The organism is Pseudomonas sp. CMR5c, from assembly GCF_003850545.1.
Lineage (GTDB): Bacteria > Pseudomonadota > Gammaproteobacteria > Pseudomonadales > Pseudomonadaceae > Aquipseudomonas > Aquipseudomonas piscis.
Genome location: NZ_CP027705.1, coordinates 932,924 through 957,639 on the forward strand (window position 1 = coordinate 932,924; position 24,716 = coordinate 957,639).

Annotated in this window: 21 protein-coding genes and 3 tRNA genes; 19 read left to right on the top strand and 5 right to left on the bottom strand. The window is 58.8% G+C overall.

Annotated elements, in window-relative coordinates; genetic code table 11:
* Nucleotides 1–4 precede the first annotated feature (4 nt).
* From secG to C4K40_RS04275, 13 genes are all read left to right on the top strand, one after another.
* The gene (secG, locus tag C4K40_RS04215) at nt 5–388 is read left to right on the top strand and encodes a preprotein translocase subunit SecG (protein WP_083456985.1); all 384 of its coding nucleotides are present in this window, start codon (nt 5–7) and stop codon (nt 386–388) included.
* A 29-nt stretch (nt 389–417) separates the two neighbouring features.
* A tRNA-Leu gene (locus C4K40_RS04220) sits at nt 418–503 on the top strand.
* A gap of 96 nt (nt 504–599) precedes the next feature.
* A tRNA-Met gene (locus C4K40_RS04225) sits at nt 600–676 on the top strand.
* Between the two features lie 130 nt (nt 677–806).
* Nucleotides 807–1,265, top strand: a complete 459-nt coding sequence (rimP, locus tag C4K40_RS04230) for a ribosome maturation factor RimP (protein ID WP_053137000.1) — start codon at nt 807–809, stop codon at nt 1,263–1,265.
* A gap of 47 nt (nt 1,266–1,312) precedes the next feature.
* Nucleotides 1,313–2,794, top strand: coding sequence for a transcription termination factor NusA (gene nusA / locus C4K40_RS04235; RefSeq protein WP_053136934.1), 1,482 nt, complete (start codon nt 1,313–1,315; stop codon nt 2,792–2,794).
* A gap of 26 nt (nt 2,795–2,820) precedes the next feature.
* Nucleotides 2,821–5,334: a translation initiation factor IF-2 gene (gene infB / locus C4K40_RS04240; protein WP_053136938.1), complete on the top strand. Its 2,514-nt coding sequence runs from the start codon at nt 2,821–2,823 to the stop codon at nt 5,332–5,334.
* Nucleotides 5,335–5,493: 159 nt separating this feature from the next.
* Nucleotides 5,494–5,895, top strand: a complete 402-nt coding sequence (gene rbfA, locus C4K40_RS04245) for a 30S ribosome-binding factor RbfA (protein WP_053136941.1) — start codon at nt 5,494–5,496, stop codon at nt 5,893–5,895.
* A gap of 3 nt (nt 5,896–5,898) precedes the next feature.
* Complete coding sequence (truB, locus tag C4K40_RS04250; protein WP_053136944.1) at nt 5,899–6,816, top strand: tRNA pseudouridine(55) synthase TruB; 918 nt, start codon at nt 5,899–5,901, stop codon at nt 6,814–6,816.
* 140 nt (nt 6,817–6,956) lie between these two features.
* Nucleotides 6,957–7,226 carry a 30S ribosomal protein S15 gene (rpsO, locus tag C4K40_RS04255; RefSeq protein ID WP_022642180.1) on the top strand — a complete coding sequence of 90 codons (270 nt, stop codon included), beginning with the start codon at nt 6,957–6,959 and terminating at the stop codon, nt 7,224–7,226.
* A 198-nt stretch (nt 7,227–7,424) separates the two neighbouring features.
* Complete coding sequence (pnp, locus tag C4K40_RS04260; RefSeq protein WP_053136947.1) at nt 7,425–9,530, top strand: polyribonucleotide nucleotidyltransferase; 2,106 nt, start codon at nt 7,425–7,427, stop codon at nt 9,528–9,530.
* Nucleotides 9,531–9,658: 128 nt separating this feature from the next.
* Nucleotides 9,659–9,734, top strand: a tRNA-Thr gene (locus C4K40_RS04265).
* 161 nt (nt 9,735–9,895) lie between these two features.
* The gene (locus C4K40_RS31835; protein ID WP_083456986.1) at nt 9,896–10,432 is read left to right on the top strand and encodes an integrase arm-type DNA-binding domain-containing protein; all 537 of its coding nucleotides are present in this window, start codon (nt 9,896–9,898) and stop codon (nt 10,430–10,432) included.
* A 282-nt stretch (nt 10,433–10,714) separates the two neighbouring features.
* Nucleotides 10,715–10,951 (top strand): hypothetical protein, encoded by a 237-nt coding sequence (locus C4K40_RS04275; protein ID WP_124421261.1) that lies wholly within the window; start codon nt 10,715–10,717, stop codon nt 10,949–10,951.
* Nucleotides 10,952–11,302: 351 nt separating this feature from the next.
* On the opposite strand, the gene C4K40_RS04280 is transcribed toward C4K40_RS04275, so the two are convergent.
* Both C4K40_RS04280 and C4K40_RS04285 read right to left on the bottom strand, forming a co-directional pair.
* Nucleotides 11,303–12,166: an HNH endonuclease gene (locus tag C4K40_RS04280; RefSeq protein WP_218188689.1), complete on the bottom strand. Its 864-nt coding sequence runs from the start codon at nt 12,164–12,166 to the stop codon at nt 11,303–11,305.
* 265 nt (nt 12,167–12,431) lie between these two features.
* Nucleotides 12,432–13,421 carry a hypothetical protein gene (locus C4K40_RS04285; protein ID WP_124421262.1) on the bottom strand — a complete coding sequence of 330 codons (990 nt, stop codon included), beginning with the start codon at nt 13,419–13,421 and terminating at the stop codon, nt 12,432–12,434.
* Between the two features lie 829 nt (nt 13,422–14,250).
* Between C4K40_RS04285 and C4K40_RS04290 the strand changes: the two genes are divergently transcribed.
* A complete protein-coding gene (locus C4K40_RS04290; protein WP_053136950.1) occupies nt 14,251–15,162 on the top strand; it encodes a toll/interleukin-1 receptor domain-containing protein in 912 nt (303 codons plus the stop codon).
* 154 nt (nt 15,163–15,316) lie between these two features.
* Here C4K40_RS04290 and C4K40_RS04295 read toward each other — a convergent pair whose 3' ends face one another.
* Both C4K40_RS04295 and C4K40_RS04300 read right to left on the bottom strand, forming a co-directional pair.
* Complete coding sequence (locus C4K40_RS04295; protein ID WP_053136953.1) at nt 15,317–15,883, bottom strand: hypothetical protein; 567 nt, start codon at nt 15,881–15,883, stop codon at nt 15,317–15,319.
* Nucleotides 15,884–16,443: 560 nt separating this feature from the next.
* Nucleotides 16,444–16,857, bottom strand: a complete 414-nt coding sequence (locus C4K40_RS04300) for a hypothetical protein (RefSeq protein ID WP_053136956.1) — start codon at nt 16,855–16,857, stop codon at nt 16,444–16,446.
* A 298-nt stretch (nt 16,858–17,155) separates the two neighbouring features.
* On the opposite strand from C4K40_RS04300, the gene C4K40_RS04305 reads away from it, so the two are divergent.
* Nucleotides 17,156–17,452, top strand: coding sequence for a DUF6388 family protein (locus C4K40_RS04305; RefSeq protein ID WP_164485011.1), 297 nt, complete (start codon nt 17,156–17,158; stop codon nt 17,450–17,452).
* A gap of 63 nt (nt 17,453–17,515) precedes the next feature.
* Here the strand turns inward: C4K40_RS04305 and nadC are convergent, their stop codons facing one another.
* Nucleotides 17,516–18,364: a carboxylating nicotinate-nucleotide diphosphorylase gene (gene nadC / locus C4K40_RS04310; protein WP_053136962.1), complete on the bottom strand. Its 849-nt coding sequence runs from the start codon at nt 18,362–18,364 to the stop codon at nt 17,516–17,518.
* Between the two features lie 362 nt (nt 18,365–18,726).
* Here nadC and C4K40_RS04315 point away from each other — a divergent pair, with 362 nt between their 5' ends.
* From C4K40_RS04315 to C4K40_RS04330, 4 genes are all read left to right on the top strand, one after another.
* A complete protein-coding gene (locus tag C4K40_RS04315) occupies nt 18,727–20,955 on the top strand; it encodes a DUF1631 domain-containing protein (RefSeq protein WP_053136965.1) in 2,229 nt (742 codons plus the stop codon).
* Between the two features lie 63 nt (nt 20,956–21,018).
* Nucleotides 21,019–21,579, top strand: a complete 561-nt coding sequence (ampD, locus tag C4K40_RS04320; protein ID WP_022642186.1) for a 1,6-anhydro-N-acetylmuramyl-L-alanine amidase AmpD — start codon at nt 21,019–21,021, stop codon at nt 21,577–21,579.
* Nucleotides 21,576–22,412 carry a regulatory signaling modulator protein AmpE gene (gene ampE, locus C4K40_RS04325; protein WP_053136966.1) on the top strand — a complete coding sequence of 279 codons (837 nt, stop codon included), beginning with the start codon at nt 21,576–21,578 and terminating at the stop codon, nt 22,410–22,412. The genes ampD and ampE overlap by 4 nt, the downstream gene beginning before the upstream one ends.
* A 180-nt stretch (nt 22,413–22,592) precedes the next feature.
* Complete coding sequence (locus tag C4K40_RS04330; RefSeq protein WP_053136969.1) at nt 22,593–24,623, top strand: methyl-accepting chemotaxis protein; 2,031 nt, start codon at nt 22,593–22,595, stop codon at nt 24,621–24,623.
* The last annotated feature ends 93 nt before the right edge of the window (nt 24,624–24,716 follow it).

Consider the following 24,716-nt stretch of genomic DNA (forward strand, 5'->3'; position numbering starts at 1 on the left):
AAAAATGCTGGAAACAGTCGTAGTCGTTTTTCATCTGCTGGGCGCCTTGGGCGTAGTCGCTCTGGTTTTGCTGCAGCAGGGTAAAGGTGCGGAAGCTGGCGCGTCTTTCGGTGCAGGTGCTTCAAATACTGTGTTCGGAAGCCAAGGTTCCTCTACCTTTCTTAGTAAGTTTACTGCTATACTTGCCGCCGGTTTCTTCATAACCAGCTTGGGGTTAGGTTACTTTGCTAAAGAGAAAGCTCACCAGCTGACTCAAGCAGGTCTACCGGATCCAGCAGTACTAGAAGTACCAAAGCAAAAGCCGGCTTCTGATGATGTCCCGGTGCTTCAAGAGCAAAAGTCGGCTAACAGTGTGACTGACGTACCTCCAGCTCCAGAGCAGAAGTAAGAAGAGTTTCAAGCAGTAACGTAGTCTATGCCGAGGTGGTGGAATTGGTAGACACGCAACCTTGAGGTGGTTGTGCCCATAGGGTGTAGGGGTTCGAGTCCCCTTCTCGGTACCAATTATCAGGAGAGCCCGCTGTTGCGGGCTTTCTTGTAGGCGGAAGGTTACATTGACCCAAAATTGGATCAGTCGTATACTTCCGCCCCAGCTTTGACGCGGGGTGGAGCAGTCTGGTAGCTCGTCGGGCTCATAACCCGAAGGTCGTCGGTTCAAATCCGGCCCCCGCAACCAGTTTTAGCAGAGCCCCTTTTCAGGGGCTTTTTGTTAGCTGGACACTTTATAGCGCCGCTGTTCAACGGCGTTTCCGGGATGGGCGTTTCGCCCATTTTTTATTTGCACAAGCATGCACGAGGGGGTTCAGGTGTCGAGCAAGCTAGAACAGTTGCAGGCCTTGTTGGCCCCGGTGGTCGTGGCCCTTGGCTATGAATGCTGGGGTATCGAGTTTTCGGCTCAGGGCCGCCATTCATTGTTGCGCGTTTATATCGATAAAGAAGGCGGTGTACTGGTGGACGACTGTGCCATCGTCAGCCGCCAGCTCAGCGGTGTCCTGGACGTTGAAGATCCAATTTCCGTTGAATACACCCTTGAAGTTTCCTCTCCTGGCATGGAACGCCCGCTGTTCACCCTTGAACAGTTTGCCAAGTATGTCGGTGAGCAAGTGAAGATCAAGCTGCGCTCGCCCTTCGAAGGTCGGCGTAATTTCCAGGGCCTTCTCCGCGGGGTGGAGGAGCAGGATGTCGTGGTGCAGGTAGATAACCACGAGTTCCTGTTGCCGATCGATATGATCGACAAGGCCAACATTATTCCCAGTTTTGACTGAGACGCGGATCCCGCGGATCCAATGGCTTGCGAAAGGCGAGGCGTACGATGAGCAAAGAAGTACTGCTGGTTGTTGAGTCGGTATCCAATGAAAAGGGTGTACCGGCAAGCGTGATTTTTGAAGCGCTGGAGCTGGCCCTGGCCACTGCTACCAAGAAGCGTTTTGAAGACGAAGTGGACCTGCGTGTGGATATCAACCGCCACACCGGTTCCTATGAAACTTTCCGTCGCTGGACTGTGGTCGAAGAAGCCGACCTGGATGATCCGGCGGTGGAGATCTGGCCGAGCAAGGCCCGCGAGACTCATCCCGATGCCAAGGTCGGTGATGTGATCGAGGAAAAGATCGAATCCATCGAGTTCGGCCGCATCGCTGCCCAGACCGCCAAGCAGGTCATCGTGCAGAAGGTTCGCGAAGCCGAGCGCGCACAGGTGGTGGATGCCTACCGCGAGCGTCTGGGCGAGATCATCTCCGGCACCGTCAAGAAGGTGACCCGGGACAACGTGATCGTCGACCTGGGCAACAACGCCGAGGCGTTGCTGGCTCGTGAAGACATCATCTCCCGTGAGACTTTCCGGGTTGGCGTGCGCCTGCGCGCGCTGCTCAAGGAAATCCGCACCGAGAACCGCGGCCCGCAACTGATCCTGTCGCGTACCGCTCCGGAAATGCTGATCGAGCTGTTCCGTATCGAAGTGCCGGAAATCGCCGAGGGCCTGATCGAAGTCATGGCCGCTTCCCGTGATCCGGGTTCGCGGGCCAAGATCGCCGTTCGCTCCAAGGACAAGCGCATCGATCCGCAGGGCGCGTGCATCGGTATGCGCGGTTCGCGCGTCCAGGCCGTTTCCGGCGAATTGGGCGGTGAGCGCGTAGACATCGTCTTGTGGGACGAGAACCCGGCGCAGTTCGTGATCAACGCCATGTCGCCGGCCGAAGTAGCGGCCATCATCGTCGACGAAGATGCCCACGCCATGGACATCGCCGTTGGCGCTGACAACCTGGCCCAAGCCATTGGCCGCGGCGGTCAGAACGTGCGCCTGGCTAGCCAGTTGACTGGCTGGACCCTGAACGTGATGACCGAATCGGACATCCAGGCCAAGCAGCAAGCAGAAACCGGCGACATCCTGCGCAATTTCATCGACGAGCTGGAAGTCGATGAAGAGCTGGCGCAGGTTCTGGTTGATGAAGGCTTCACCAGCCTGGAAGAGATTGCCTACGTACCGTTGGAAGAAATGCTCAACATCGACGGCTTTGACGAAGACATCGTCAACGAGCTTCGCGCTCGCGCCAAGGACCGTTTGTTGACTAAAGCCATCGCTACTGAGGAAAAGCTGGCAGACGCCCATCCGGCCGAAGACCTGCTCTCGCTTGAGGGTATGGACAAGGATTTGGCGATGGAACTGGCGGTGCGCGGCGTAATTACCCGCGAAGACCTGGCCGAGCAGTCTATTGACGACCTGCTCGACATCGACGGCATCGACGATGATCGTGCCGGCAAGTTGATCATGGCCGCCCGAGCCCACTGGTTCGAGTAATAGGCGCGGCCTGAGGAGAGAAGTGCATGACGCAAGTCACGGTGAAACAACTGGCCGATGAGGTCAAAACACCGGTAGAGCGCCTGCTGCAGCAGATGCGTGAGGCAGGTCTGCCGCACACCGCCGCCGAGGAACATGTGAGCGACAGCGAGAAACAATCGCTGCTGACTCACCTGAAAAGCAGCCACAAGGCGAAAGTGGAAGAACCGCGCAAGATCACTTTGCAGCGCAAGACCACCAGCACCCTGCGTGTCGCTGGCAGCAAGAGCATTAGCGTTGAAGTGCGCAAGAAGAAAGTCTTCGTGCAGCGCAGCCCGGAAGAAATCGAAGCCGAGCGCCAGCGTGAACTGGAAGAGCGTCGCGCAGTAGAAAATGCTGCCCGTCAAAAGGCTGAAGAAGAAGCCAAGCGCCGCGCCGAAGAAGAAGCGCGTCGTCAGCCTGCTCCGGTTGCCGAGCCTGTTGTCGAAGCTGTCGCGGAACCAGCCCCGGTGGCGGTCGAGCCTGTGCAGGAGGCGCCAGCGGCGGCTCCAGTTCCGGTTGCGGATGCTCGCAAGAAGGATGAACAGCGTCGTCCGGACAAGTCCCGCAACGACGACAACCGCCGTGGTGGCGATGGCGAGCGCAAGAACGCTCCGCATCGTGCCTCGGTCAAGGAAAAGGCTCCTGCGCCACGCGTTGCCCCGCGTACCACCGACGAAGAAAGCGATGGCTTCCGTCGTGGTGGTCGCGGCAAGGCCAAGCTGAAGAAACGCAACGCTCACGGTTTCCAGAACCCTACCGGGCCGGTGATTCGTGACGTGCAGATCGGCGAGACCATCACCGTGGGCGAACTGGCCCAGCAGATGTCGGTGAAGGCTGCTGAAGTCATCAAGTTCATGTTCAAGCTGGGTACCCCAGCCACCATCAACCAGGTACTGGACCAGGAAACTGCCCAGCTGGTTGCCGAGGAACTGGGCCACAAGGTGACCCTGATCAGCGACACCGCCCTGGAAGATTCCCTGGCCGAGTCCCTGAAGTTCGAAGGTGAAGCGGTTTCCCGTGCGCCGGTCGTGACCGTAATGGGCCACGTTGACCACGGTAAGACCTCGCTGCTGGACTACATCCGCCGCGCCAAGGTGGCTGCGGGCGAAGCCGGTGGCATTACCCAGCACATCGGCGCCTACCACGTGGAAACCGAGCGTGGCATGGTCACCTTCCTCGACACTCCTGGTCACGCCGCGTTTACCGCAATGCGTGCCCGTGGTGCCAAGGCGACCGACATCGTGATCCTGGTGGTCGCGGCGGATGACGGCGTGATGCCGCAGACCATCGAAGCTGTCCAGCACGCCCAGGCTGCTGGCGTTCCACTAGTGGTTGCGGTGAACAAGATCGACAAGCCGGGTGCTGACCTGGACCGTATCCGCAGCGAGCTCGCAGCGCACGGCGTGACTCCGGAAGACTGGGGTGGCGATACTCCGTTCGTACCGGTCTCCGCGAAAATGGGTACTGGCGTCGACGACCTGCTCGAAGCCGTCCTGCTGCAAGCCGAGGTACTGGAACTCACCGCAATGCCTTCGGCCCCTGGCCGTGGCGTAGTGGTCGAATCCCGTCTTGACAAGGGTCGTGGTCCGGTGGCTACCGTGCTGGTTCAGGACGGTACCCTGCGTCAGGGCGACATGGTGCTGGTTGGTTCGAACTATGGCCGCGTGCGCGCCATGCTCGACGAAAACGGCAAGCCGATCAAGGAAGCGGGCCCGGCCATTCCGGTCGAGATCCTCGGCCTGGACGGTACCCCGGACGCTGGCGACGAGATGAGCGTGGTGGCTGACGAGAAGAAGGCCCGTGAAGTGGCCCTGTTCCGTCAAGGCAAGTTCCGCGAGGTCAAGCTGGCCCGCGCCCACGCCGGCAAGCTGGAAAACATCTTCGAAAGCATGGGCCAGGAAGAGAAGAAGACGCTCAACATCGTCCTCAAGTCCGACGTCCGTGGTTCGCTGGAAGCCCTGCAGGGTGCGTTGAACGGCCTGGGCAACGACGAAGTGCAAGTACGCGTGGTCGGCGGCGGCGTCGGTGGTATCACCGAGAGCGACGCCAACCTGGCACTGGCTTCCAACGCTGTACTGTTCGGCTTCAACGTGCGTGCCGATGCCGGCGCGCGCAAGATCGTCGAGCAGGAAGGTCTGGATATGCGTTACTACAACGTGATCTACGACATCATCGAAGACGTCAAGAAAGCCCTGACCGGTATGCTGGGCAGCGACGTCCGGGAGAACATCCTGGGTATCGCCGAAGTCCGCGACGTGTTCCGTTCGCCGAAGTTCGGCGCGATCGCCGGTTGCATGGTCATCGAAGGTGTCGTGCACCGTAACCGTCCGATCCGCGTACTGCGTGAAGACATCGTTATCTTCGAAGGCGAGCTGGAATCCCTGCGCCGCTTCAAGGATGACGCTTCCGAAGTGCGTGCCGGCATGGAATGCGGTATCGGCGTCAAGAGCTACAACGACGTCAAGGTTGGCGACAAGATCGAAGTCTTCGAGAAGGTCCAGGTTGCTCGCAGCCTCTGACTCGCGCACTTCAAGAGCCCCGATGGATCGCCGCATGCAAATGCGCGGCATCGCTGGCGGGCTCTAAACGCAACGCCCGGTCCGGCTTCTGCCAGGCCGGGCGTTTGCCGCTTTCAGACCACACGGGTTTCGCCGTGAGGCAGTAACAGGTAACAAGACATGGCAAAAGAATATAGCCGTACCCAACGCATCGGCGATCAGATGCAGCGCGAACTGGCGCAACTGATCCGCCGCGAAGTCAAGGATCCACGTGTCGGCCTGGTGACCATCACCGCCGTGGACGTCAGCCGCGATGTCGGCCACGCGAAGATCTACATCACCGTCATGGGCCAGGAAGGCGCCGAGTCCATCGCCCAGAGCATCAAGGTGCTGAACTCGGCTGCAGGTTTCCTGCGCATGCAACTGGCCCGCGAAATGAAGCTGCGCAGCGTGCCGCAGCTGCACTTCCATTACGACGAGAGCGTGGCCCGTGGCGCACACCTGTCGGCGCTGATCGAGCGTGCCGTGGCTGAAGACAGCCTGCACGGCGAAGCCTCTGCTCCTGAAGACACCAAGGAGTAAGCGGTGGCCCAGGTCAAGCGTATCCGCCGTAACGTCAGCGGCATCATCCTGTTGGACAAGCCCCTGGGCTTCACCTCCAACGCGGCATTGCAGAAGGTCCGCTGGCTGCTCAATGCCGAGAAGGCCGGCCATACCGGCAGCCTCGACCCCCTGGCCACCGGCGTGCTGCCGCTGTGCTTCGGCGAGGCCACCAAGTTCTCGCAATACCTGCTCGATTCCGACAAGGGTTACGAAACCCTGATGCAAATGGGCAAGACCACCAGCACCGCGGATGCCGAAGGCGAAGTCCTGCGTACCCGCGAAGTGACCGTTGGTCGTGCCGATATCGAAGCGGTATTGCCGGAATTTCGTGGTGAAATCAAGCAGATACCACCGATGTACTCCGCCCTCAAGCGCGACGGTCAGCCTCTCTACAAGCTGGCTCGTGCAGGGGAAGTGGTGGAGCGCGAACCGCGTTCTGTTACTATTGCGCGCCTGGAATTGCTCGCCTGCGAAGGTGACACCGCTCGCCTGGCGGTGGATTGCAGCAAAGGCACCTATATCCGCACCCTGGTGGAGGATATTGGTGAGAAGCTCGGTTGTGGTGCGTACGTCGCGGAACTGCGGCGGACCCAGGCCGGCCCTTTCAGTCTGGCCCAGACGGTCACCCTGGAAGAGCTCGAGGCAGTGCATGCCGAAGGTGGCAACGAGGCGGTTGATCGTTTCCTGATGCCATCGGATAGCGGTCTGCAGGATTGGCCCTTGCTGCACTTCTCGGAACACAGTGCGTTCTACTGGCTCAATGGCCAACCGGTACGCGCTCCCGATGCACCGAAGTTCGGCATGGTGCGGGTACAAGATCACAACGGTCGCTTCATCGGTATCGGTGAAGTGAGCGAAGACGGGCGCATCGCGCCGCGTCGACTGATTCGGTCAGAGTGACCGAAACCAGTCCGGGTAACAGCGGGCTGGCGAGTGTGGCTGTCAGCAGGCACGGTCACCACTCTTTTTTAGATACAGGGATTTGTCCCTGGCCTGTTGAAACTGTTCTTGAACAGTTTCCTGATATAAGGAATGCCCACATGGCACTCAGCGTTGAAGAAAAAGCTCAGATCGTAGCCGACTACCAGCAAGCTGTTGGTGACACTGGTTCGCCAGAAGTGCAAGTTGCACTGCTGACCGCCAACATCAACAAACTGCAAGGTCACTTCAAGGCCAACGGTAAAGACCACCACTCCCGTCGTGGCCTGATCCGCATGGTAAACCAGCGTCGTAAGCTGCTGGACTACCTGAAGGGCAAGGACCTGAGCCGTTACAGCACCCTGATCGGTCGTCTGGGTCTGCGTCGCTAATCAGCGATTGCGCTATGAGGTTGGTTGCTTGCCATGCGTCAGCGGTTTTTCCGCCGGCGTATGGCAGGCTTCCAGCCTCAAGTTTTATCTGGGCTGTAGTTTTACCTGGACAATAAAGGCTGGGCCGATTCCCGCTGTTGCCCAAGAATTTCGCAAGAACACAAGTTTCCCCAAGAGCCACAAAGAAGGTAGGACACCGTGAACCCGGTAATCAAGAAATTCCAGTTCGGTCAGTCGACCGTAACCCTCGAGACTGGCCGTATCGCCCGTCAGGCCTCCGGCGCAGTATTGGTCACCGTTGACGACGACGTCAGCGTATTGGTGACCGTAGTGGGTGCCAAGCAAGCCGATCCAGGCAAAGGCTTCTTCCCTCTGTCTGTCCACTACCAGGAAAAAACCTACGCCGCCGGCAAGATCCCTGGTGGTTTCTTCAAGCGTGAAGGCCGTCCTTCCGAGAAAGAAACCCTGACCTCGCGTCTGATCGACCGTCCGATCCGCCCGCTGTTCCCAGAAGGCTTCATGAACGAAGTGCAGGTTGTCTGCACCGTGGTTTCCACCAGCAAGAAGACCGATCCGGACATCGCTGCGATGATCGGTACCTCCGCTGCCCTGGCCATCTCCGGCATTCCTTTCGATGGCCCGATCGGCGCTGCTCGCGTCGCTTTCCACGAAAGCACCGGCTACCTGCTGAACCCAACCTACGAGCAACTGGCTGCTTCGAGCCTGGACATGGTCGTAGCCGGTACCGAAGAAGCGGTACTGATGGTTGAGTCCGAAGCCAAGGAACTGACCGAAGACCAGATGCTGGGCGCCGTGCTGTTCGCCCACGACGAATTCCAGTCGGTGATCAAGGCCGTCAAGGAACTGGCCGCCGAAGCTGCCAAGCCAACTTGGGACTGGGCGCCTGCCGCCGAAGCTACCGAGCTGCTGGGTGCCATCCGCGCCGAGTTCGGCGACGCCATCTCCCAGGCCTACACCATCACCGTCAAGGCCGACCGTTATGCCCGCCTGGGCGAGCTGAAGGACCAAGTGGTCGCCAAGCTCTCCGGCGAAGAAGGCCAGCCATCGGCTGCCGACGTCAAGGCCGCTTTCGGCGAGATCGAATACCGCACCGTTCGCGAGAACATCGTCAACGGCAAGCCACGTATCGACGGCCGCGACACTCGCACCGTACGTCCGCTGAATATCGAAGTCGGCGTTCTGGCCAAGACCCACGGTTCGGCCCTGTTCACCCGTGGCGAAACCCAGGCCCTGGTCGTCGCGACCCTGGGTACTGCCCGTGACGCCCAGCTGCTGGACACCCTCGAAGGCGAGAAGAAAGACCCCTTCATGCTGCACTACAACTTCCCGCCGTTCTCGGTGGGCGAGTGTGGCCGCATGGGCGGTGCTGGTCGTCGTGAAATCGGCCACGGTCGCCTGGCCCGTCGTTCCGTCCAGGCCATGCTGCCGGACACCGACGTGTTCCCGTACACCATCCGCGTGGTATCGGAAATCACCGAGTCCAACGGCTCCAGCTCCATGGCTTCGGTCTGCGGTGCTTCCCTGGCCCTGATGGACGCCGGTGTACCAATGAAGGCTCCGGTTGCCGGTATCGCCATGGGTCTGGTGAAGGAAGGCGAGAAGTTCGCCGTCCTGACCGACATCCTGGGTGACGAAGACCACCTGGGCGACATGGACTTCAAGGTAGCCGGTACCGCCAAAGGCGTGACCGCGCTGCAGATGGACATCAAGATCAAGGGCATCACCGAAGAAATCATGGAGATCGCCCTGGGCCAGGCCCTGGAAGCTCGCCTGAACATCCTCGGCCAGATGAACCAGGTGATCGGCCAGTCGCGTACCGAGCTGTCGGCCAACGCTCCGACCATGATCGCGATGAAGATCGACACCGACAAGATCCGTGACGTCATCGGTAAAGGCGGCGCCACCATCCGCGCGATCTGCGAAGAAACCAAGGCTTCGATCGACATCGAAGACGACGGTTCGATCAAGATCTTCGGCGAAACCAAGGAAGCTGCAGAAGCTGCTCGCCAGCGCGTCCTGGGCATCACCGCAGAAGCCGAGATCGGCAAGATCTACCTGGGCAAGGTTGAGCGCATCGTCGACTTCGGCGCCTTCGTCAACATCCTGCCGGGCAAGGACGGTCTGGTGCACATCTCCATGCTGAGCGACGCTCGCGTAGAGAAAGTCACCGACATCCTGAAAGAAGGCCAGGAAGTGGAAGTGCTGGTACTGGACGTGGACAACCGCGGCCGTATCAAGCTGTCCATCAAGGATGTGGCGGCAGCCAAGGCTTCGGGCGTTTGATCACCCGCTAGCCTTACGCTGAACACGCAAACGCCCCGACTGGTTCGGGGCGTTTTGCTATCTGCGCTTGATATCTCTTTGCCCTCTTGCCTGGCGCGCCCCAGGCGCCGGTGCTAGGTTTAGCCCACGCCGGTGTAGCTCAGTCGGTAGAGCAGCGCACTCGTAACGCGAAGGTCGCAGGTTCGATTCCTGTCTCCGGCACCATCCAGCTGTTCCGATACGTCTCTCCCTGTATACGGAACCCCCTGAAAAGCTAGCCTAGTAAGGGATTTCTTGTTTCTGCCTATTTCGTTCTGTCTCTAGGTATATACCTGTTTTAGGTATACGTTAGGGTATACGCCGGTTCGACGAGAAAACGTATACCTATGGCACGCACCGTTACCCCCCTGTCAGACCCCAAATGCGAGGCCGCCAAGCCGCGAGACAAGGACTACACCCTGTTCGACGGGCAGGGCCTGTTCCTGCTGGTCAAGAAGAACGGCAGCAAAATCTGGCGCATGAAGTTCAAGCGGCCTGATGGCAGGGAAGGGTTGGCCACCTTCGGCAACTATCCAGCGTTGACCCTAAAGGCAGCACGGGAGCGCGCCGGGTCTTTACAAACTGTAGTAGGAGCCGTACTCGTCATTGTCGGCGCAGTGGTTACCGCACTCGGTGGCGGAGCTGTAGGTGTTCCCATGATGAAAATGGGGGCGGTGGTGGCCATTGGCGGTGTGATTCAAATGCTCAGCCCCCAGGCTGGCGGGCTCAAAACCAGTGCCGCACCAGAGAACACGGCCGGCTACGCCTTCGGCAGCGCTAAGAACACGACGGCAAGCGGCAACCCGGTCCCGATCTGCATCGGTGAACGCCGATGGGGCGGGGCGATCATCAGCGCTGCCATCTACGCAGAAGATCAGGTATAGCTCGGCCCTGGTCGAACCCTTGGGGCCATCGCCAGCAACCGGCCCCGAGTCATAAAGGAGTGATACATTCTTCGTTTTATGGAGAAGATCTCAATGCAAAGGATAGTTGCCCCGTGCTTGTTAAGTGCCCTGTTGGTGGGTTGCTCGACCTCCGCGGTGCCCACCGACAAAGCAAGACAAGTAGGCGCGGACAAGGTGTATTCGTATCAGGCACCCCCTGCTACTCCATACGGAACGCTTACCGTGGTGCGCGGCTCCGGATTCATCAGTGCTGGTTGCGACATGGGTATCTATGTCGATGGTAAGCTTGTGGCCAAGCTGGCAGCGAAAGAAAAGGCCACATTCAAGATCCCGGCCGGCGAAATCATCCTGGGGGCCGGGGTGATCGGCAACGGACTTTGCAGCACCGCTGCGGAGCGCCGGGAGCGAGAAGTTACCCTGAGCGCCGGGCAGACCAAGAACTACCGGGTTTTCATTAGTAGCGAGGCCGATGTCGACATTCTTCCAAGTACCCTTTGAGGTCGCGCACCAGAGAGTTTTTGGCGTTTCCTTGAGGTGGCGAGCTGAAACCATATCATCTCTCACTGGTAGTCTTGCGGACGCGTTGGAACCACACCGATAACCACCCCAAACAACCAGCTTACCGGGTTACCAGCCATCAAAGGGATCTCCGTCACGGAGTTGCCTGGCGCCCACCAGTTTTGATAATTATTAACAGCCTGATTGGCTGGCCAATGTCAGGTTTTCGCGTCGGCCGGATATTAGGTTTTGTTAGGTCGCTGGCGCTGACCAGATCGGCCGGTATCCACCCCAATATCCACGACTTGGCTATCCAGCATGCCACCGCATATTCAAGAATATGCGAAGACATTATGATCCGAGCTTTAAATCAAACGCTTTGTTGTGAACGCGTAAAAAATCTCCAAGGGATCTTGAGTTAGAAGGTGTCATTACGCCCAAGTCAAGCCGCCTACGCTGAAGTTTAAAGTGATTTTCCACCATCGCCGCGTATTTCGGATTTACGTCCAACCGAAATCCATTCGCGTCTTCTCGAAATGTTATCAGGTGGCTATCGAAAAGCTTGTCGATGTGGCTCGCTAAGAGAATGCCGTTGCAGCCATTTCGATGTTCTCCATTTTCACATTCGGCCCACGGTTTGATATGTGAGGCGATCAACATCTCGGGTACGTCGATCCCTGTTAAAGCACAAACCTCACTTCCCCACACGCTCATGACATTTTTCTTAAACTCTCCTTGACCCAGCCTGCACATTACCTCTCTTGCAACTGACGTTTCTCCAGAGGTGACGCGGGTAATTTCTTCAATGTCTTCCTCTAAAGGAGATCTATACTGCCCGCTAGCAGCTATCATTTCGTCGTAGAGAGCTTTGTAATCATCTGAAACAAGCCCTAAAGAGGTGATGTTATTTCCGATGAAAGTGTTGAATGTATGTCCATCTGGCAGCATTTTTTTTGTTATTTCTAGCGGCGGCGCAAGAGGAGTAAGCGCTTCGATCAGATATTTACGTCGCCCCGGTTTATCTGTTTCATCCTCCTTGATATACCTGTAAATTCCGTGAAAAAAATATCGCTTAGGTTTGCCTGCGCTCCCGGAAACCACATGTATTAGGTCGCCGGATCTAATCCTGTTTGAACTTGCAGAGTACATTGCGATCCCGTTGAACTCGCCAAATTCACTTAACTCGTCTTTATTGTAAAGGTGTCTATTCGCCATAGACTTCTTCCCCTTCCATAGGAGTGGCATACCTCATCAGAGGCCCCCGTTGCTTGAAGCAAAACATGGCACGCTGAGGGCTCCGTGACAACCATCAGTTGTACGTGACAATACAAGACTACCTAAGTCTTTGACACTCAGCGCAACGACCACTCAGGGCGGCGGTATGCAGAGAGGTACGCATGATCGGCACGCGCCGGCCGATGCGTACTAGCCCAAGTTCGCACTGAGGTTCGCAACCGCCATTGCGCGAACCTAGCAGGATTTAATCAGCCTCTGCTGATTGTAATTGCTCAGGGAGCGAATCCATCACTGGGTAGGAGATACGAACATAAGCGGAGTTTTCCCAGCGTCGAGTCTTCAAGCGGTTCGCTAGATCGATTGTCTCAGCTGGTGCGCATGATCGGAGCTCGCCTACTTTATGAGCTAGCCCGTGCTCTACCAGAAGCGTGGTATGGTCTTTGATGTTGGTTCCTGTGTCAGTGAATTCAATCACCGCTCCTCCAAGATCAATATGTAGCTCTCCATTCATGTGCTCGTATGAAAAGTTAGTGTGGCCAAGTTCATATAGTGCTAGCAGAACGGCCTCTATTTGTTTTGTAGATTCAGTCCAATCTTCACTGGCTTCTGATTCGGCGATCTCCAATATTCCAAGGAAGTCACTAATGAATAAATTCAGCTTGATCGGCAGATAGACTCGCTGACGACTCCATAGGTCGCATACGAAGAAAATTTCTCGGAAAGATGATCCGCGCAACGCACTTCTGTCAAGGTGATGGACGAAAAGCTGATGGAATATTTCGTCATCCTGTATATGAAACAGGCCGGAAGAATCATTTATTACGAGGTCGACGGTATGGCATGAGTCTAGATACGTTGAGCTTTTTTTACTTTTTTCTTTTATGGCATATGCAATTTTATTTAGAGCTTCTTCGAGGCTGATGACTTTGCGTATTACTGCTATGTTTTCTGAATGTAGGCCGCCATCTTCGTTGTAAATTTCTATTGTATCGACGGTAATTGTGTCTTTGTCCGACCTGAATACTTTTCCAGTTCCGCTCAGAAGATTTTCAAGGTATCCGTCAGCGTGCCGTAGCCTTGCTTCAGTAGCGTCACAATAAACTTCAGTGATTTCGATTCCGTGTATTTGGTTGCTTTTAATAATGAAGTCAGGTGATTCGGTGTGATCTAATAAATCATCAAATAAATGTCCGAAGACTTGTCTGAAAATTTTGAGTTCTTCATCCTTGTTCATGGGGCGGCTTCCAAGGCAGGCGGTGTCATAGGCTATCGCTGTCAGGGCTGGGCCCGACAGCATTTGTCGTTGATCTATCGCTCACATGTTGGAGGTGAAGAAAAACACTGGTCAAGTGAGTTCCCAGATTTTGCTATTTGGTGTGAGACAGGCATGAGACGGAATCCAAGCCGGGCAGGCGTCTGAGGCTTATTGCGTGCGGGTTGCATCAAAGTAGGCTTTCTGGCCGTCTCATACCCCTGACAGGCCCCTGACGGATTTTGGACAGCTTTGTACGGATCAGCGCCAGCACCAGCAGATGGAATGCCGTGGGAGTGGTGGCTTCCCTGGTGCGCAGGAGGATGGCCATCACCGACCGGCGAGTACCCGTCCAAAATTGCAGTGGAATAGCGAAATTCTTGACAGGCCTTGACGGAATTCTTGACAGGGCCTTGACGGATTCAGCCGCTGGCGCTTAAGCAGGATTGGCCGGAGGCCTTGCTGTACAAGGGCTGGCGCTGATTCTGGCAGACCAGTGGGACCGGAGGGCGTCAAGAGTTTCCGAGGATGCTCGTTAAGGGAAAGACTGACATGATCGGACCAGGGCGGCGGGCCAGGCGGCCGACCCCGATTGGATGCTGAGAAGTGGTGAAGACCACCATACCCTAGCGCAAAGGTGTCTCCGAGAAGGATATACCCTCAGAGGTGAGGGCATTGATTGGGGCCGGCCTGCATCTGTGAAACTACCAGTATCGGTCGACTCGACTAAAACTGATGGTCGTAGAGCTAAGGCTCGCTATATTCAGATGCAAACCGTTTACTTCGACAGTTCGACAGCAAGGACGTGTACATGTACAACCTATTCATGACCGCTGGTGAGGACGATTGGAACAACCCCACATGGACGATCGAAACGGGGAGGTTCCTGGAGCATACCGTTACGGTCCTTCAGGAAAGATTCCGGAACCTTACCCCTGATGCTGCCCTGCATCTAAAACAGATTCCTGCTCTGTTCGCATATGAATCATTTCGTGATCAGTCTGCCCGGGTTGGGCGTGTAACCGAAGTCCAGCAACTGCAGAACGCTCTTCGAATCACATTAGCGATAGATCCCGCTGTGGCCCCCATACCTCAGGCCGTCTTGGCAACTCTCTATCCGGACCTCGATATCAATACGCGGAGGTTTGAGCATTGTCGAACACATTGGGCAGTGAAGGATGTTGATTTGGTCGACGTTTTGACCAGGGCGAATCTCCTGGGTATTCCTCAGTTACCACCTCAGCCGATTCCACCTAAAGTGTTCGTTTCCTATTCATGGGATTCGCCTGAGCATCGTCAGTGGGTTGCTCAGTTGGCTGGCACCCTACGCGCCAATGGTATTGATGCCATCCTTGATCAGTGGCACGTGCGCGGAGGAGAAGATCTCGCGGTGTTCATGGAAAGGTCGATTCGGGAGGCGGACCGAGTACTGGTAATTTGTACCGAAGGATATTTTAACCGTGCAATGAATCGACAGGGCGGCGTAGGTTACGAGCACACAATGGTTACCGGCGAGCTTATGAGGAACGTTGGCACAGCCAAGTTCATACCCATCGTTCGGCAGTCCGGTCCCACCGCACTCATCCCTACTGAATTGAACACCCGCTTGAGGTTCAATCTGAGTGCCGGCGTGGGATATGTGGCTGAGTTAGAGGCATTGATCATGGATCTCCACAATGTCCAAACTCAGATGCCCCCGCTTGGTCCGAATCCCTACGCCTGAAAATCCGCTGGCTTCTCCGCATTTTTTATCGAGAATGCAGGGAGGAAGCTGTGAGTGCCATTCGAGGTGCTCACATCGATGTACCTTAGAGTTGCCTGGCTAATTTCACCGAACAGTTTGCGCCACAGGACCTGATTTTGTGGCGCCAGACTGTTCAAGGAATTGGGATAGACTTCACCACATTGAACATGGTCAGCATATCGCTGGCTTCAAGATACGCGGTAAACACCAGTCCATAGGCTCCGAGGACCAAGCCGCACGCAGTCCATTGGCAACAATCTCCTGCTCGTTTATGCCAGGGCTTGCGCTCAGCAAAGAAATACTGAGAAAGGTAAGTGAATGCTGTCGCCAGCCCGGTGAGCAAGATGGCGATTCCCAAGTACATCATCGTCTTACTGAGCGCTTCGATACCTGCGGGCTTCAAAGCAGACCAGGCTGAACCTGCGAACGCCAACAAGGCCGCTGCTGAGCCGCCAGAAATAAGGAGGCATGTTTTCAGTGCTTGGACGCCGGCCTCTATTCCGGAGCGCACCATTTCCACACCCCATTGATGAGTGTGCTCTTCCGATTGTAGGTATTGATCTGGACTTTGAAGCTGACCAGAGTGCTTAAGTGCCTCTAGAAATCCCTCGAGGGAGTCGATGGTGACTGATGTGTCGCCCAAGCCCTTTCGCTCGGTGAGTGCTTTCTGGATGACGTCGATCGTTTGATGGCTGTCCATGGAATCGTGCTCGCGTTGCTGAGTGCTCTATCCTAGCAACACCTCCTAGGCTACGTGCTTATAGGACCGGGCAGGGATTTCGAAGTGGCCAAATTGCAGCTCCCGTTCTTCTGCTGGAGAGTAGAGCCGTCCATTGGTGGTGAAGCGCCACATCCAACGTTCCGGGTAGTGAGGCCTGGCTATACACACCCCCGGCATCGCCAGTTTTTCGCAGTGAGACGACGGATTCATGTCGGCATCCATTGCGCCCAAATACGGCAATGTCTGATTTCGTGGCACGGGGCTGTGTCGCCAACAGTGGGGAGCAGGTGTTGCGATGACAGCGCCCCCATGAAGTGAGTAGGCAAGGTGGCTGTTATGGTTTGTTATGGTGCTGAGCGACTTGCCTGGGGAGGGGTAGATTTCGGTTTAGGTATACGTTTAGGTATACGGAATCGATTGCGTTATGTCGGAATCATTGATTTACGTGGCCTGTAGGTGCCTGATTCGATTCCTGTCTCCGCACCACTGACACCCGACAAAGCCCGCCTGCCGCGGGCTTTTTCTTTCTTGGCTCAGCCTTACCTGACCTTGCGGTTCAAGTTATCCACATCGCGCTGGAGCCGTTGCAGATCGCTACCCTGGTCGCGCAGTTCACGCTTGATGTCGGACAGGTCACCAGAGTTCGAACTGCTGCCGTTGTTGCGCTTGAGGTCGGCAATCGTCCTGGCTTGGTCGTCGACGGTGCGTTTGAGCTTTTCCATCTCGGCGCTGGTGTTCTTCAAGGCGTCCCGCAGTTTTTGCAGGTCCTCGCTACTGAAATCCGAGCTGCGCAGGCTGATATCGCCGCTGGGCGCTCGATGAACAGTGCCAAGCTTGTCGTAGGAGGAAGGGTTGGCGTCGTCGAACTCGACAGCGGCTTGGGCCGTACTGCCCAGCAGGGCCAGGGTGCAGGTTGCGAACAGGATGGGGGCGAAAGAAGAGCGACGGGACATCACTGCAGTTCCTTGTGAGATGCCGATATGGCACATCGCTACGACTGCATCCGACGAACCTTGTTCCCGGGGTGAAGCGAGAAGATACCGCCGTTGCAGGGAAATCTGCGGTTTTTCCCACAAGGCTGCATTGAGTCATATAAATCACCGGCCAAAGCCCCTATATTCGGTCCCTGTCTGAGTACCAGCATGCTGTTTTCAGATGATCCCGAATGGCTCTGCAGGCCGGTTGAATCGAGCGGCCCAGAGATCCCAGCGACCCCGATCCACTTCCATTCCCATGATCAGAGAGAACGAGATGATTCCTAAAGAGGCAAGAATCGACGTAGCGCTTGAAAGGTACCTGGCTGCCACGCCTTCCTTGCAAGAAGAAATCAGCGCCCTGAGCCCTGAGGAACAGAAGCAACAGGCGCAATGGGCCTTTGAAGACGAGGCGGAGTCTCGCGGTATCGAGCCGTGGGAACTGGTGCTCGACCTGGTGGCCGAGACACCCGAGGAGCTGAAGGCCATGCGCCTGGAAGTACACCAGGAGTTTGCCGAGGCACTGGGCATGGATCTTCAGGACTATCTGGAACTCAACGAAATCGACGATTGAGCGCTAGCGGCGGCAAGCTTCAAGAACGCTTCTTGAAGCTTGTAGCCAAACCCGCCGCAGTTTTCAGAGGCTCAGGCGCATGGACAGGTCCAGGGCCTTCACATCCTTGGTCATGGCGCCGATGGAGATGTAGTCCACGCCGGTCTCGGCGATCGGACGCAAGGTACTTTCGTTGATCCCGCCGCTGGCTTCGAGCTTGGCCTGGCCAGCATTCAGGCGCACAGCCTCGCGCATGTCGTCCAGGCTCAACTCGTCGAGCATGATGATATCGGCACCCGCCGCCAGCGCTTCTTTCAATTCCACCAGGCTTTCCACCTCCACCTCCACCGGCTTGCCCGGGGCGATCTTGTGGGCGGCGCTGATCGCCTGGGCGATACCACCGCAGGCGGCGATATGGTTTTCCTTGATCAGGAAGGCGTCATACAGGCCGATGCGGTGGTTGTGGCAGCCGCCGCAGGTGACTGCGTACTTCTGTGCCAGGCGCAGGCCGGGCAGGGTCTTGCGGGTATCCAGCAGCTTGACCTGGGTATCGGCGACAAAGTCCGCCAGGTAGCGAGCGCGGGTGGCCACCCCCGACAGCAGTTGCAGGAAGTTCAAGGCGCTGCGCTCGCCGGTGAGCAGCGAGCGGGCCGGGCCTTCGAGATGGAACAGCGCCTGGTTGGGCACTACCCGCTCGCCATCCGCCACCTGCCAGTGCACGGCGACCCGTGGGTCCAGTTGGCGAAACACCGCATCGACCCAGGCTGTACCACTGATCACCGCCGCTTCCCGGGTAATGATGGTGGCCTTGGCCAGGCGTTCGGCCGGGATCAGTTGCGCGGTGATATCGCCGCTGCCGATGTCTTCCAGCAGTGCGCGGCGCACGTTGGCTTCGATTTCGGCGGTCAGGTCGGCGAGGCGTAGATTCGGCATAACGGACTCCACAAACAAGGTGCGCCGATTATAGGGGCATGGTACCGACGAACCCAAGGCGGCTAATCGGCAACCCCGGGCCGAACCTGTGTTTCGTCGCTTTGTCTTAATTGATGAGAGATTTTTCCTAGAAACCTAAGGGTTATTTCCGAGGAGTCGACAGAGTCTGCTGGCGCAACAGGGGAGTTTTACAAGATAATGCGACTTGTAATTGACGTCATAGCTTTGACGTGTCTTTGGCTTCCCCTTACATGAAGTGCAGCGCAGTGCATTTATGCCTTCGCTCAGAGTCGGCTGTGAGCGTCACCGGCTCGGCAGGACCTTGATATCGAACCGAAGAAACACCTTTGCAGGAGGCTTGGATGCACAACGACGGGAATGTAGTGCCTTTGCGCAAGGCCGCTACAGAACAGGCGAGCGCTTCGCCGTTGGCCCGCCTGCCTGTGATTCTGCTTCAGGTTCGTGACAAGGCCGCCCAGCAGCTGCGCCATGGCTTGCAAGAGCTGTTCGATAACGCCGACGACACCTTGTTCGAGATGGCTGACCGGGCCCAGGACAACATCGAGCAGAACATCCTGTTCGAGGCCATGCGCGACCTGCGCCTGAAGCGCAAGAGCATCGAGCGCGGCTTTCTCGAGAAGTTCTTCGAGGCCTTCGCCGGCCTGGTCCAGTACGACCCGGCCCTGGTCATCGCCCATGCCGCGGCCTACGACCCGGAGCAGCAACCCACCCGCGATGACCTGGAAAAGACCGTCGCCGTGGATGCCATGGTGGCCAAGGTGCTCAACCGGGCCGGCTTCGCCCTGGGGCACCTGACCGCACGCCTGGGAGTATTGCTGGGCCGGCGCCTGGCCGAAGGCGAAAACCCCCTGGGGCCGGCGCTGCTCTGCGAATATTTCCTGCAGGCCGGGCGCAGCCTGGGGGTGGAGATCAAGGTCAAGCTGATCATCCTCAAGCTGTTCGAGCGCTACGTGCTCAGGGAGGCCGAGCAACTCTATGCCGAGGCCAACCAGTTGCTGATTGCCACCGGGATCCTCCCCGACTTGCTGCCGGCCCCGGCGCGGCGTGCTTCGGACCGGGTCCGCGCCGAGGTCCAGGACGAGGCTGGCCAGGGCGGCGCTGGTAAAACCGGACAACATCCCTTCGACGAAAGCGTCCAGGAAGTCTTCGCTGCCCTGCAGACCCTGTTGCTCCATGTGCGCGGCAGTGTGGCGCCGACCCTGGAAGCCAGCGCCGAGACCCAGCCGATTTCCACTCGCGACCTGTTGCGCCTGCTCTCGCACCTGCAGCAGTACGTGCCGCCACCCAGCCTCCAGGACGATTTCGACCTGCGTAACCAGCTGGAGCAGTTGCTGACCCGGGTCAGCGTCAAGAGCGGCAAGTCGCGGGTGGTGGATGTGGCCGACGAAGACGTGATCAACCTGATCGCGATGCTGTTCGAATGCATCCTCGACGACCGCAACCTGCCGGACTCGCTCAAGGCGCTGATCGGCCGCCTGCAGATCCCCATGCTCAAGGTGGCGGTGCTGGACAAGAGCTTCTTCAGCCGTGGCAGCCATCCAGCCCGGCGCCTGCTCAATGAAATCGCCGCCGCAGCCATGGGCTGGGGCGGCTGTGACGACCACCAGCGTGACAGCCTGTACCTGCGTATCGAACAAGTGGTGCAGCGGCTTTTGAGCGAGTTCAGCGACGACCCGGCGATTTTTTCCGAGCTGCTGGCGGACTTCCTGGCCTTCACCGCGGACGAGCGTCGTCGGGCCGAGTTGCTCGAACAGCGCACCCGCGATGCCGAAGAAGGCCGGGCCAAGGCCGAGCTGGCCCGGCGCCGGGTGGAACAGGCGCTGAACCAGGCCTTGCTGGGCAAGGTCATGCCCCAGGTGGTGGTGGATTTCATCCGCGATGCCTGGAGTCAGGTGCTGTTGCTCAGTTGCCTGAAGCACGGCGACGACTCGCCGCAGTGGCAGGCGGCCGAACAGACCATGGAACAACTGATCTGGAGTGTGCAGCGCCACGCCGAGCCGGACACCGCCATGCGCCTGCTGGCCCTGGTGCCCGGCCTGCTCAAGGGGCTGCGCGACGGCCTGAGCGGCGCGGCCTTCGATCCTTTCGCCACCAGCGAATTCTTCGCTCAGCTGGAGCTTCTGCACCTGCAGGTGTTCGAGCACCAGGCCCTGGCCACGCAACAGCCTGTGGTCGCCCAGGAGCCGGCACCTACGGACATGGTCGAGGTGGCCCAGCAGATCGTCCTGCCCAGTGCCGAGGAAGGCCCGCTGGAAGCGGCGCCCCTGGCCTTGCCGGTCAATGACCCGAGCCTGCAACTGGTGGATCAGCTGCGCCTGGGGGCCTGGGTCGAGTTCCAGGAGGATGAAGACAGCATCTTGCGCTGCAAGCTGGCAGCCATCGTTCCCCATCCCGTGGCCAAGTACGTATTCGTCAACCGTACCGGGATGAAGGTGCTGGAGCGCACCCGCATGGGCCTGGCCCTGGAATTCCAGCGTGGCGCGGTACACGCCCTGGACGACACCCTGCTGTTTGACCGGGCTCTGGAATCGGTGATCGGCAATCTGCGGCGCCTCAATCACGGCAAGTGATCGCAACCGGCACCGGGATCGCGGCATACTGGGCCACTCAAGGCTTTAGTTGAAGGAATCGGTATGCGGCTGGACCCTGCCACGGGTTGGTGCGATGGCGTACGTCACTGTCCGTCACCCAATTTCAATGAACGCCCGGCGGGCGAGATTTCCCTGCTGGTGATCCATAACATCAGCCTGCCGCCGGGGCAGTTCGGCACCGGTAAGGTGCAGGAATTCTTCCAGAATCGCCTCGATGTCACAGAGCATCCCTATTTTGCCGGGATCGCCGACTTGCGCGTGTCCGCGCATTTTCTGATCGAACGTGACGGCGCGGTCACCCAGTTTGTCTCCTGTCTGGAGCGGGCCTGGCATGCCGGGGTGTCGAGTTTCGAGGGGCGCGAGACCTGCAACGACTTTTCCCTGGGTATCGAGCTGGAAGGCACCGACGAGCTGCCGTTCACCGATGCCCAGTACCAGGCGTTGAATCTGTTGACCGAGCAATTGCAGGCGGCCTTCAGCGCCATCACGCCACACAGGATTTGTGGCCATAGCGATATCGCGCCCGGGCGCAAGACCGATCCGGGCCAGGCTTTCGACTGGGCACGCTATCGTGCCGCCTTGGAGAAGGGGGAAGGGCAATGAGTTTTCTGGTGTTGCTGCTGGCGGTGTGGATCGAGAAGTTCTCGGCCCTGCGCCAGAAAGTGCAGCGCGACGGCTGGTGGCTGGCGCGCCTGGCACGACTGGAATCGAGCCCGCGCATGGCCGGGCGTCCCTGGAGCCTGCTGGGCTTGCTGGTGCTGCTGCCGGTGCTGGTGCTCGGTTTGCTGTTGCTGATCTTGCAGCCGCTGGCCTACGGCCTGCTGGCGGCGCCGCTGCACCTGCTGGTGGTGATCTACGCCCTGGGGCGCGGCGACTTGCTCGGCGGCCTAGGGCCGTTCCGCGATGCCTGGCGGCGCGAGGACCTGCAAGCGGCGCTGCACGTGGCCAAGCGTGACCTGGGCATTGGTGGCGACAACGGCGAGCAGTTGCTGGAGCGAGTCCAGGGCCACTTGCTGTGGCAGGCCTACCAGGGCTTCTTCGCGGTGATCTTCTGGTACTTCCTGCTGGGGCCGGTGGCGGCCCTGAGTTATCGCCTGCTGGCGCTGGCCGCCGAACACGGCAAGAACCCGGCCCTGGTGGAGCGCGCGGCGCAACTGCGGCATGCCTTCGACTGGCTGCCGGTACGCTTGCTGGCGGCAAGCTTCGCCCTGGTGGGCAACTTCGTGGCGGTGGGCCGGGTGATGCTCCACGAACTGCTCAACTGGCACATCGACGCCGCGCATCTGGTGGAGAAGGTCGGTCTGGTGGCCGCTGAGATCCCGCCGCCAGTTACCGGCCCCGAAGGCATCAACAGCCTGGACCGCATCTGGGAACTGCTGCTGCGGGCCGCCGTGCTCTGGTACGCCGGTTTCGCCCTGTATACCGTGCTCATCTGAGCCTTCTGGCGAGGGGGCCGGCTCCCTCGCCCTGTTCCCCGCAGCGCCGCCCTGGCGCGGTTAACTTTAAGTTACAAAACCTCCTCCGAAATTACGCTATACAGACGGAGCGCCGAATAGTGGCTATCTGCTGCCTTCGCCTGCCTGCCAATAAAAATAAAAGAAAAGGGAGACTTCTTTGTGAAGAGCTTGCTCTATCCCGCTGTCGCGCTGATGAACCGCCTGAGCTTCGGCATGAAGTTCAGCCTGATCAGCGTGCTGTTCTTTGTACCGATGCTGGTGACCAACTTTTATCTGGTGCGCGATTCCTACCGCGAGTTCCAGGGCACCCGGGTCGAACTGCAAAGCCTCGACCTGCTGGGCAGCAGCCTGGCCCTGCGCCGCGACCTGGAGACCCTGAACAACCAGGTGCAAATCAACGCCGGCCTGGGCCAGTCCGGCAAGGCGGGGGACCTGGAGAGTAAGATCGCCGCCCAGGAGCGCCTGGTGCTCGAGCGCCTGCAAGCCATGCAAGCGGTGACCACCGACCCCCAGCAGGTGGAGATCTTCAACGCCAAGCGCGATGAACTGGTGACGGCCTTCAAGGCCCAGCAAGTGGAAAACTCGCTGCTGAACAAGAGCGGGCTGATCGGCAAGCTGCTGGGCAGCGCGCAGCTGTTCAGCCAGATCATCGCCAGCCAGTCGGGCCTCAGCCGCGATGCCCAGGGCGATATCCGCCAGCTCAGCGAGCTGATCACCGGCGTCACCCCGCAAGTCACCCAGATCCTGGGCGAAGGCCGGGCCATGGGCGCCTTCTCCCTGGGCCAGGGCTTTCTCAATTCGTCCTCCAGCACCCGTTTCGACGAGCTGCTGGTGCAGATCGAAAAACTCCAGGCCGAGTATGGCCTCAAGCTCCAGGACGCCCTGGGCTCCAGCCGCGCCGCCCACGATGCCCTCGACGGCGCGGCCAATGCCAGCAAGGCCAGCCTCAAGCAGGCCAGCGAGCTGTTCGAGGAGCAGGTGGTGATGGCCGAGACCCTGGAGGCGCCCTGGCCGGCGTTCTACGAGCAGGTCAGCCAACTGATGGGGCAGACCTACCAGCTCAACGAAAACACCCTGAAGTTCCTCGACGTCGAGCTGCAAAAGCGCCTGGCGCAGAACCGTAGCCACATGGTGCTGCTGGTGGCGGCCCTGGCCCTGGTGTTCCTCTCGATCGTCTACCTGTATGGCGGTTTCTACGCCTCGACCCGCACCACCCTGCGTCGCCTGGGCGCCATGATGGACAAGGTCGCGGCCGGCGACATGACTGTCACGTTCACCGCCCACAGTCGTGATGAGCTGGGAGAGCTGGGCAGCCTGTTCAACGGCACGGTGCTGAAGATCCACGATTTGATCGAGCGGGTCGGGCATACCGTCAGCGAGGTCGAGCGCCAGGCCGGGCAAGTGGAAAACGTCTCGGCCCAGAGCAACCAGGCGGTGGCCGGTCAGCGCAGCCAGATCGAGCAGGTGGCCACGGCGATGAACCAGATGTCCGCCACCTCCCAGGAAGTGGCCCGCAGCGCAGCGGCGGCGGTCAGCAGCGCCCATAGCGTCAACGACGAAACCATCAGTGGCCGGGGCCTGGTGGAATCCCAGCAAGGCAGCATTGCCCGGCTGGCCAGCGAGATCGACCAGTCGGTGCTGGTGATCAACCAGCTGGCCAGCGATAGCCAATCCATCAGCCGGGTGCTGGAAGTGATCAAGAGCATCGCCGAGCAGACCAACCTCCTGGCCCTCAACGCGGCGATCGAGGCGGCCCGGGCCGGTGAGCAGGGGCGCGGGTTCGCCGTGGTGGCCGATGAAGTGCGCACCCTGGCCAAGCGCACCCAGCAGTCCACCGAGGAAATCGAAGACATGATCGGCAAGCTGCACGGCGGGGTCAGTGCGGCGGTCAAGGCCATGGGCAGCAGCCATGCCATGGCCAATGGCACGGTCGATCAGTCGGAGAAGGTCCAGCTGGCCCTGGAAAACATCCTCGGCGCGGTGGGCATGATCGTCGACCAGAACCAGCAGATCGCCGCGGCGGTGGAACAACAGACGGCGGTGGCCCACGACATCGACCAGAACATCGTCGAGATCAACCGCGCTGGTGAACGTACCGCCGAAGGCGCGCACCAGACCGAGGATGCCAGCCGCCAGCTCGCGGCCCAGGTGGTCCAGCTCAAGCAATTGATCGGTGCGTTCCGGGTCTGAGCTCGCCCTGTAGTGCAGCCCGGCCAGGCCGGGCTGCCACAAGCTGTAGTAATTAATCGCTTTGTCTGGGGTGTTTTTCCTGTTTTCCTGCGC

Excerpts from the sequence above, each read along its gene's own strand:
- secG (WP_083456985.1), top strand. The coding sequence starts at position 5 with ATGCTGGAAACAGTCGTAGTCGTTTTTCATCTGCTGGGCGCCTTGGGC.
- nusA (WP_053136934.1), top strand. The coding sequence starts at position 1,313 with ATGAGCAAAGAAGTACTGCTGGTTGTTGAGTCGGTATCCAATGAAAAG.
- infB (WP_053136938.1), top strand. The coding sequence starts at position 2,821 with ATGACGCAAGTCACGGTGAAACAACTGGCCGATGAGGTCAAAACACCG.
- rbfA (WP_053136941.1), top strand. The coding sequence starts at position 5,494 with ATGGCAAAAGAATATAGCCGTACCCAACGCATCGGCGATCAGATGCAG.
- rpsO (WP_022642180.1), top strand. The coding sequence starts at position 6,957 with ATGGCACTCAGCGTTGAAGAAAAAGCTCAGATCGTAGCCGACTACCAG.
- C4K40_RS31835 (WP_083456986.1), top strand. The coding sequence starts at position 9,896 with ATGGCACGCACCGTTACCCCCCTGTCAGACCCCAAATGCGAGGCCGCC.
- C4K40_RS04275 (WP_124421261.1), top strand. The coding sequence starts at position 10,715 with ATGGGTATCTATGTCGATGGTAAGCTTGTGGCCAAGCTGGCAGCGAAA.
- C4K40_RS04280 (WP_218188689.1), bottom strand. The coding sequence starts at position 12,166 with ATGGCGAATAGACACCTTTACAATAAAGACGAGTTAAGTGAATTTGGC.
- C4K40_RS04285 (WP_124421262.1), bottom strand. The coding sequence starts at position 13,421 with ATGAACAAGGATGAAGAACTCAAAATTTTCAGACAAGTCTTCGGACAT.
- C4K40_RS04290 (WP_053136950.1), top strand. The coding sequence starts at position 14,251 with ATGTACAACCTATTCATGACCGCTGGTGAGGACGATTGGAACAACCCC.
- C4K40_RS04295 (WP_053136953.1), bottom strand. The coding sequence starts at position 15,883 with ATGGACAGCCATCAAACGATCGACGTCATCCAGAAAGCACTCACCGAG.
- C4K40_RS04300 (WP_053136956.1), bottom strand. The coding sequence starts at position 16,857 with ATGTCCCGTCGCTCTTCTTTCGCCCCCATCCTGTTCGCAACCTGCACC.
- C4K40_RS04305 (WP_164485011.1), top strand. The coding sequence starts at position 17,156 with ATGATTCCTAAAGAGGCAAGAATCGACGTAGCGCTTGAAAGGTACCTG.
- nadC (WP_053136962.1), bottom strand. The coding sequence starts at position 18,364 with ATGCCGAATCTACGCCTCGCCGACCTGACCGCCGAAATCGAAGCCAAC.
- C4K40_RS04315 (WP_053136965.1), top strand. The coding sequence starts at position 18,727 with ATGCACAACGACGGGAATGTAGTGCCTTTGCGCAAGGCCGCTACAGAA.
- ampD (WP_022642186.1), top strand. The coding sequence starts at position 21,019 with ATGCGGCTGGACCCTGCCACGGGTTGGTGCGATGGCGTACGTCACTGT.
- ampE (WP_053136966.1), top strand. The coding sequence starts at position 21,576 with ATGAGTTTTCTGGTGTTGCTGCTGGCGGTGTGGATCGAGAAGTTCTCG.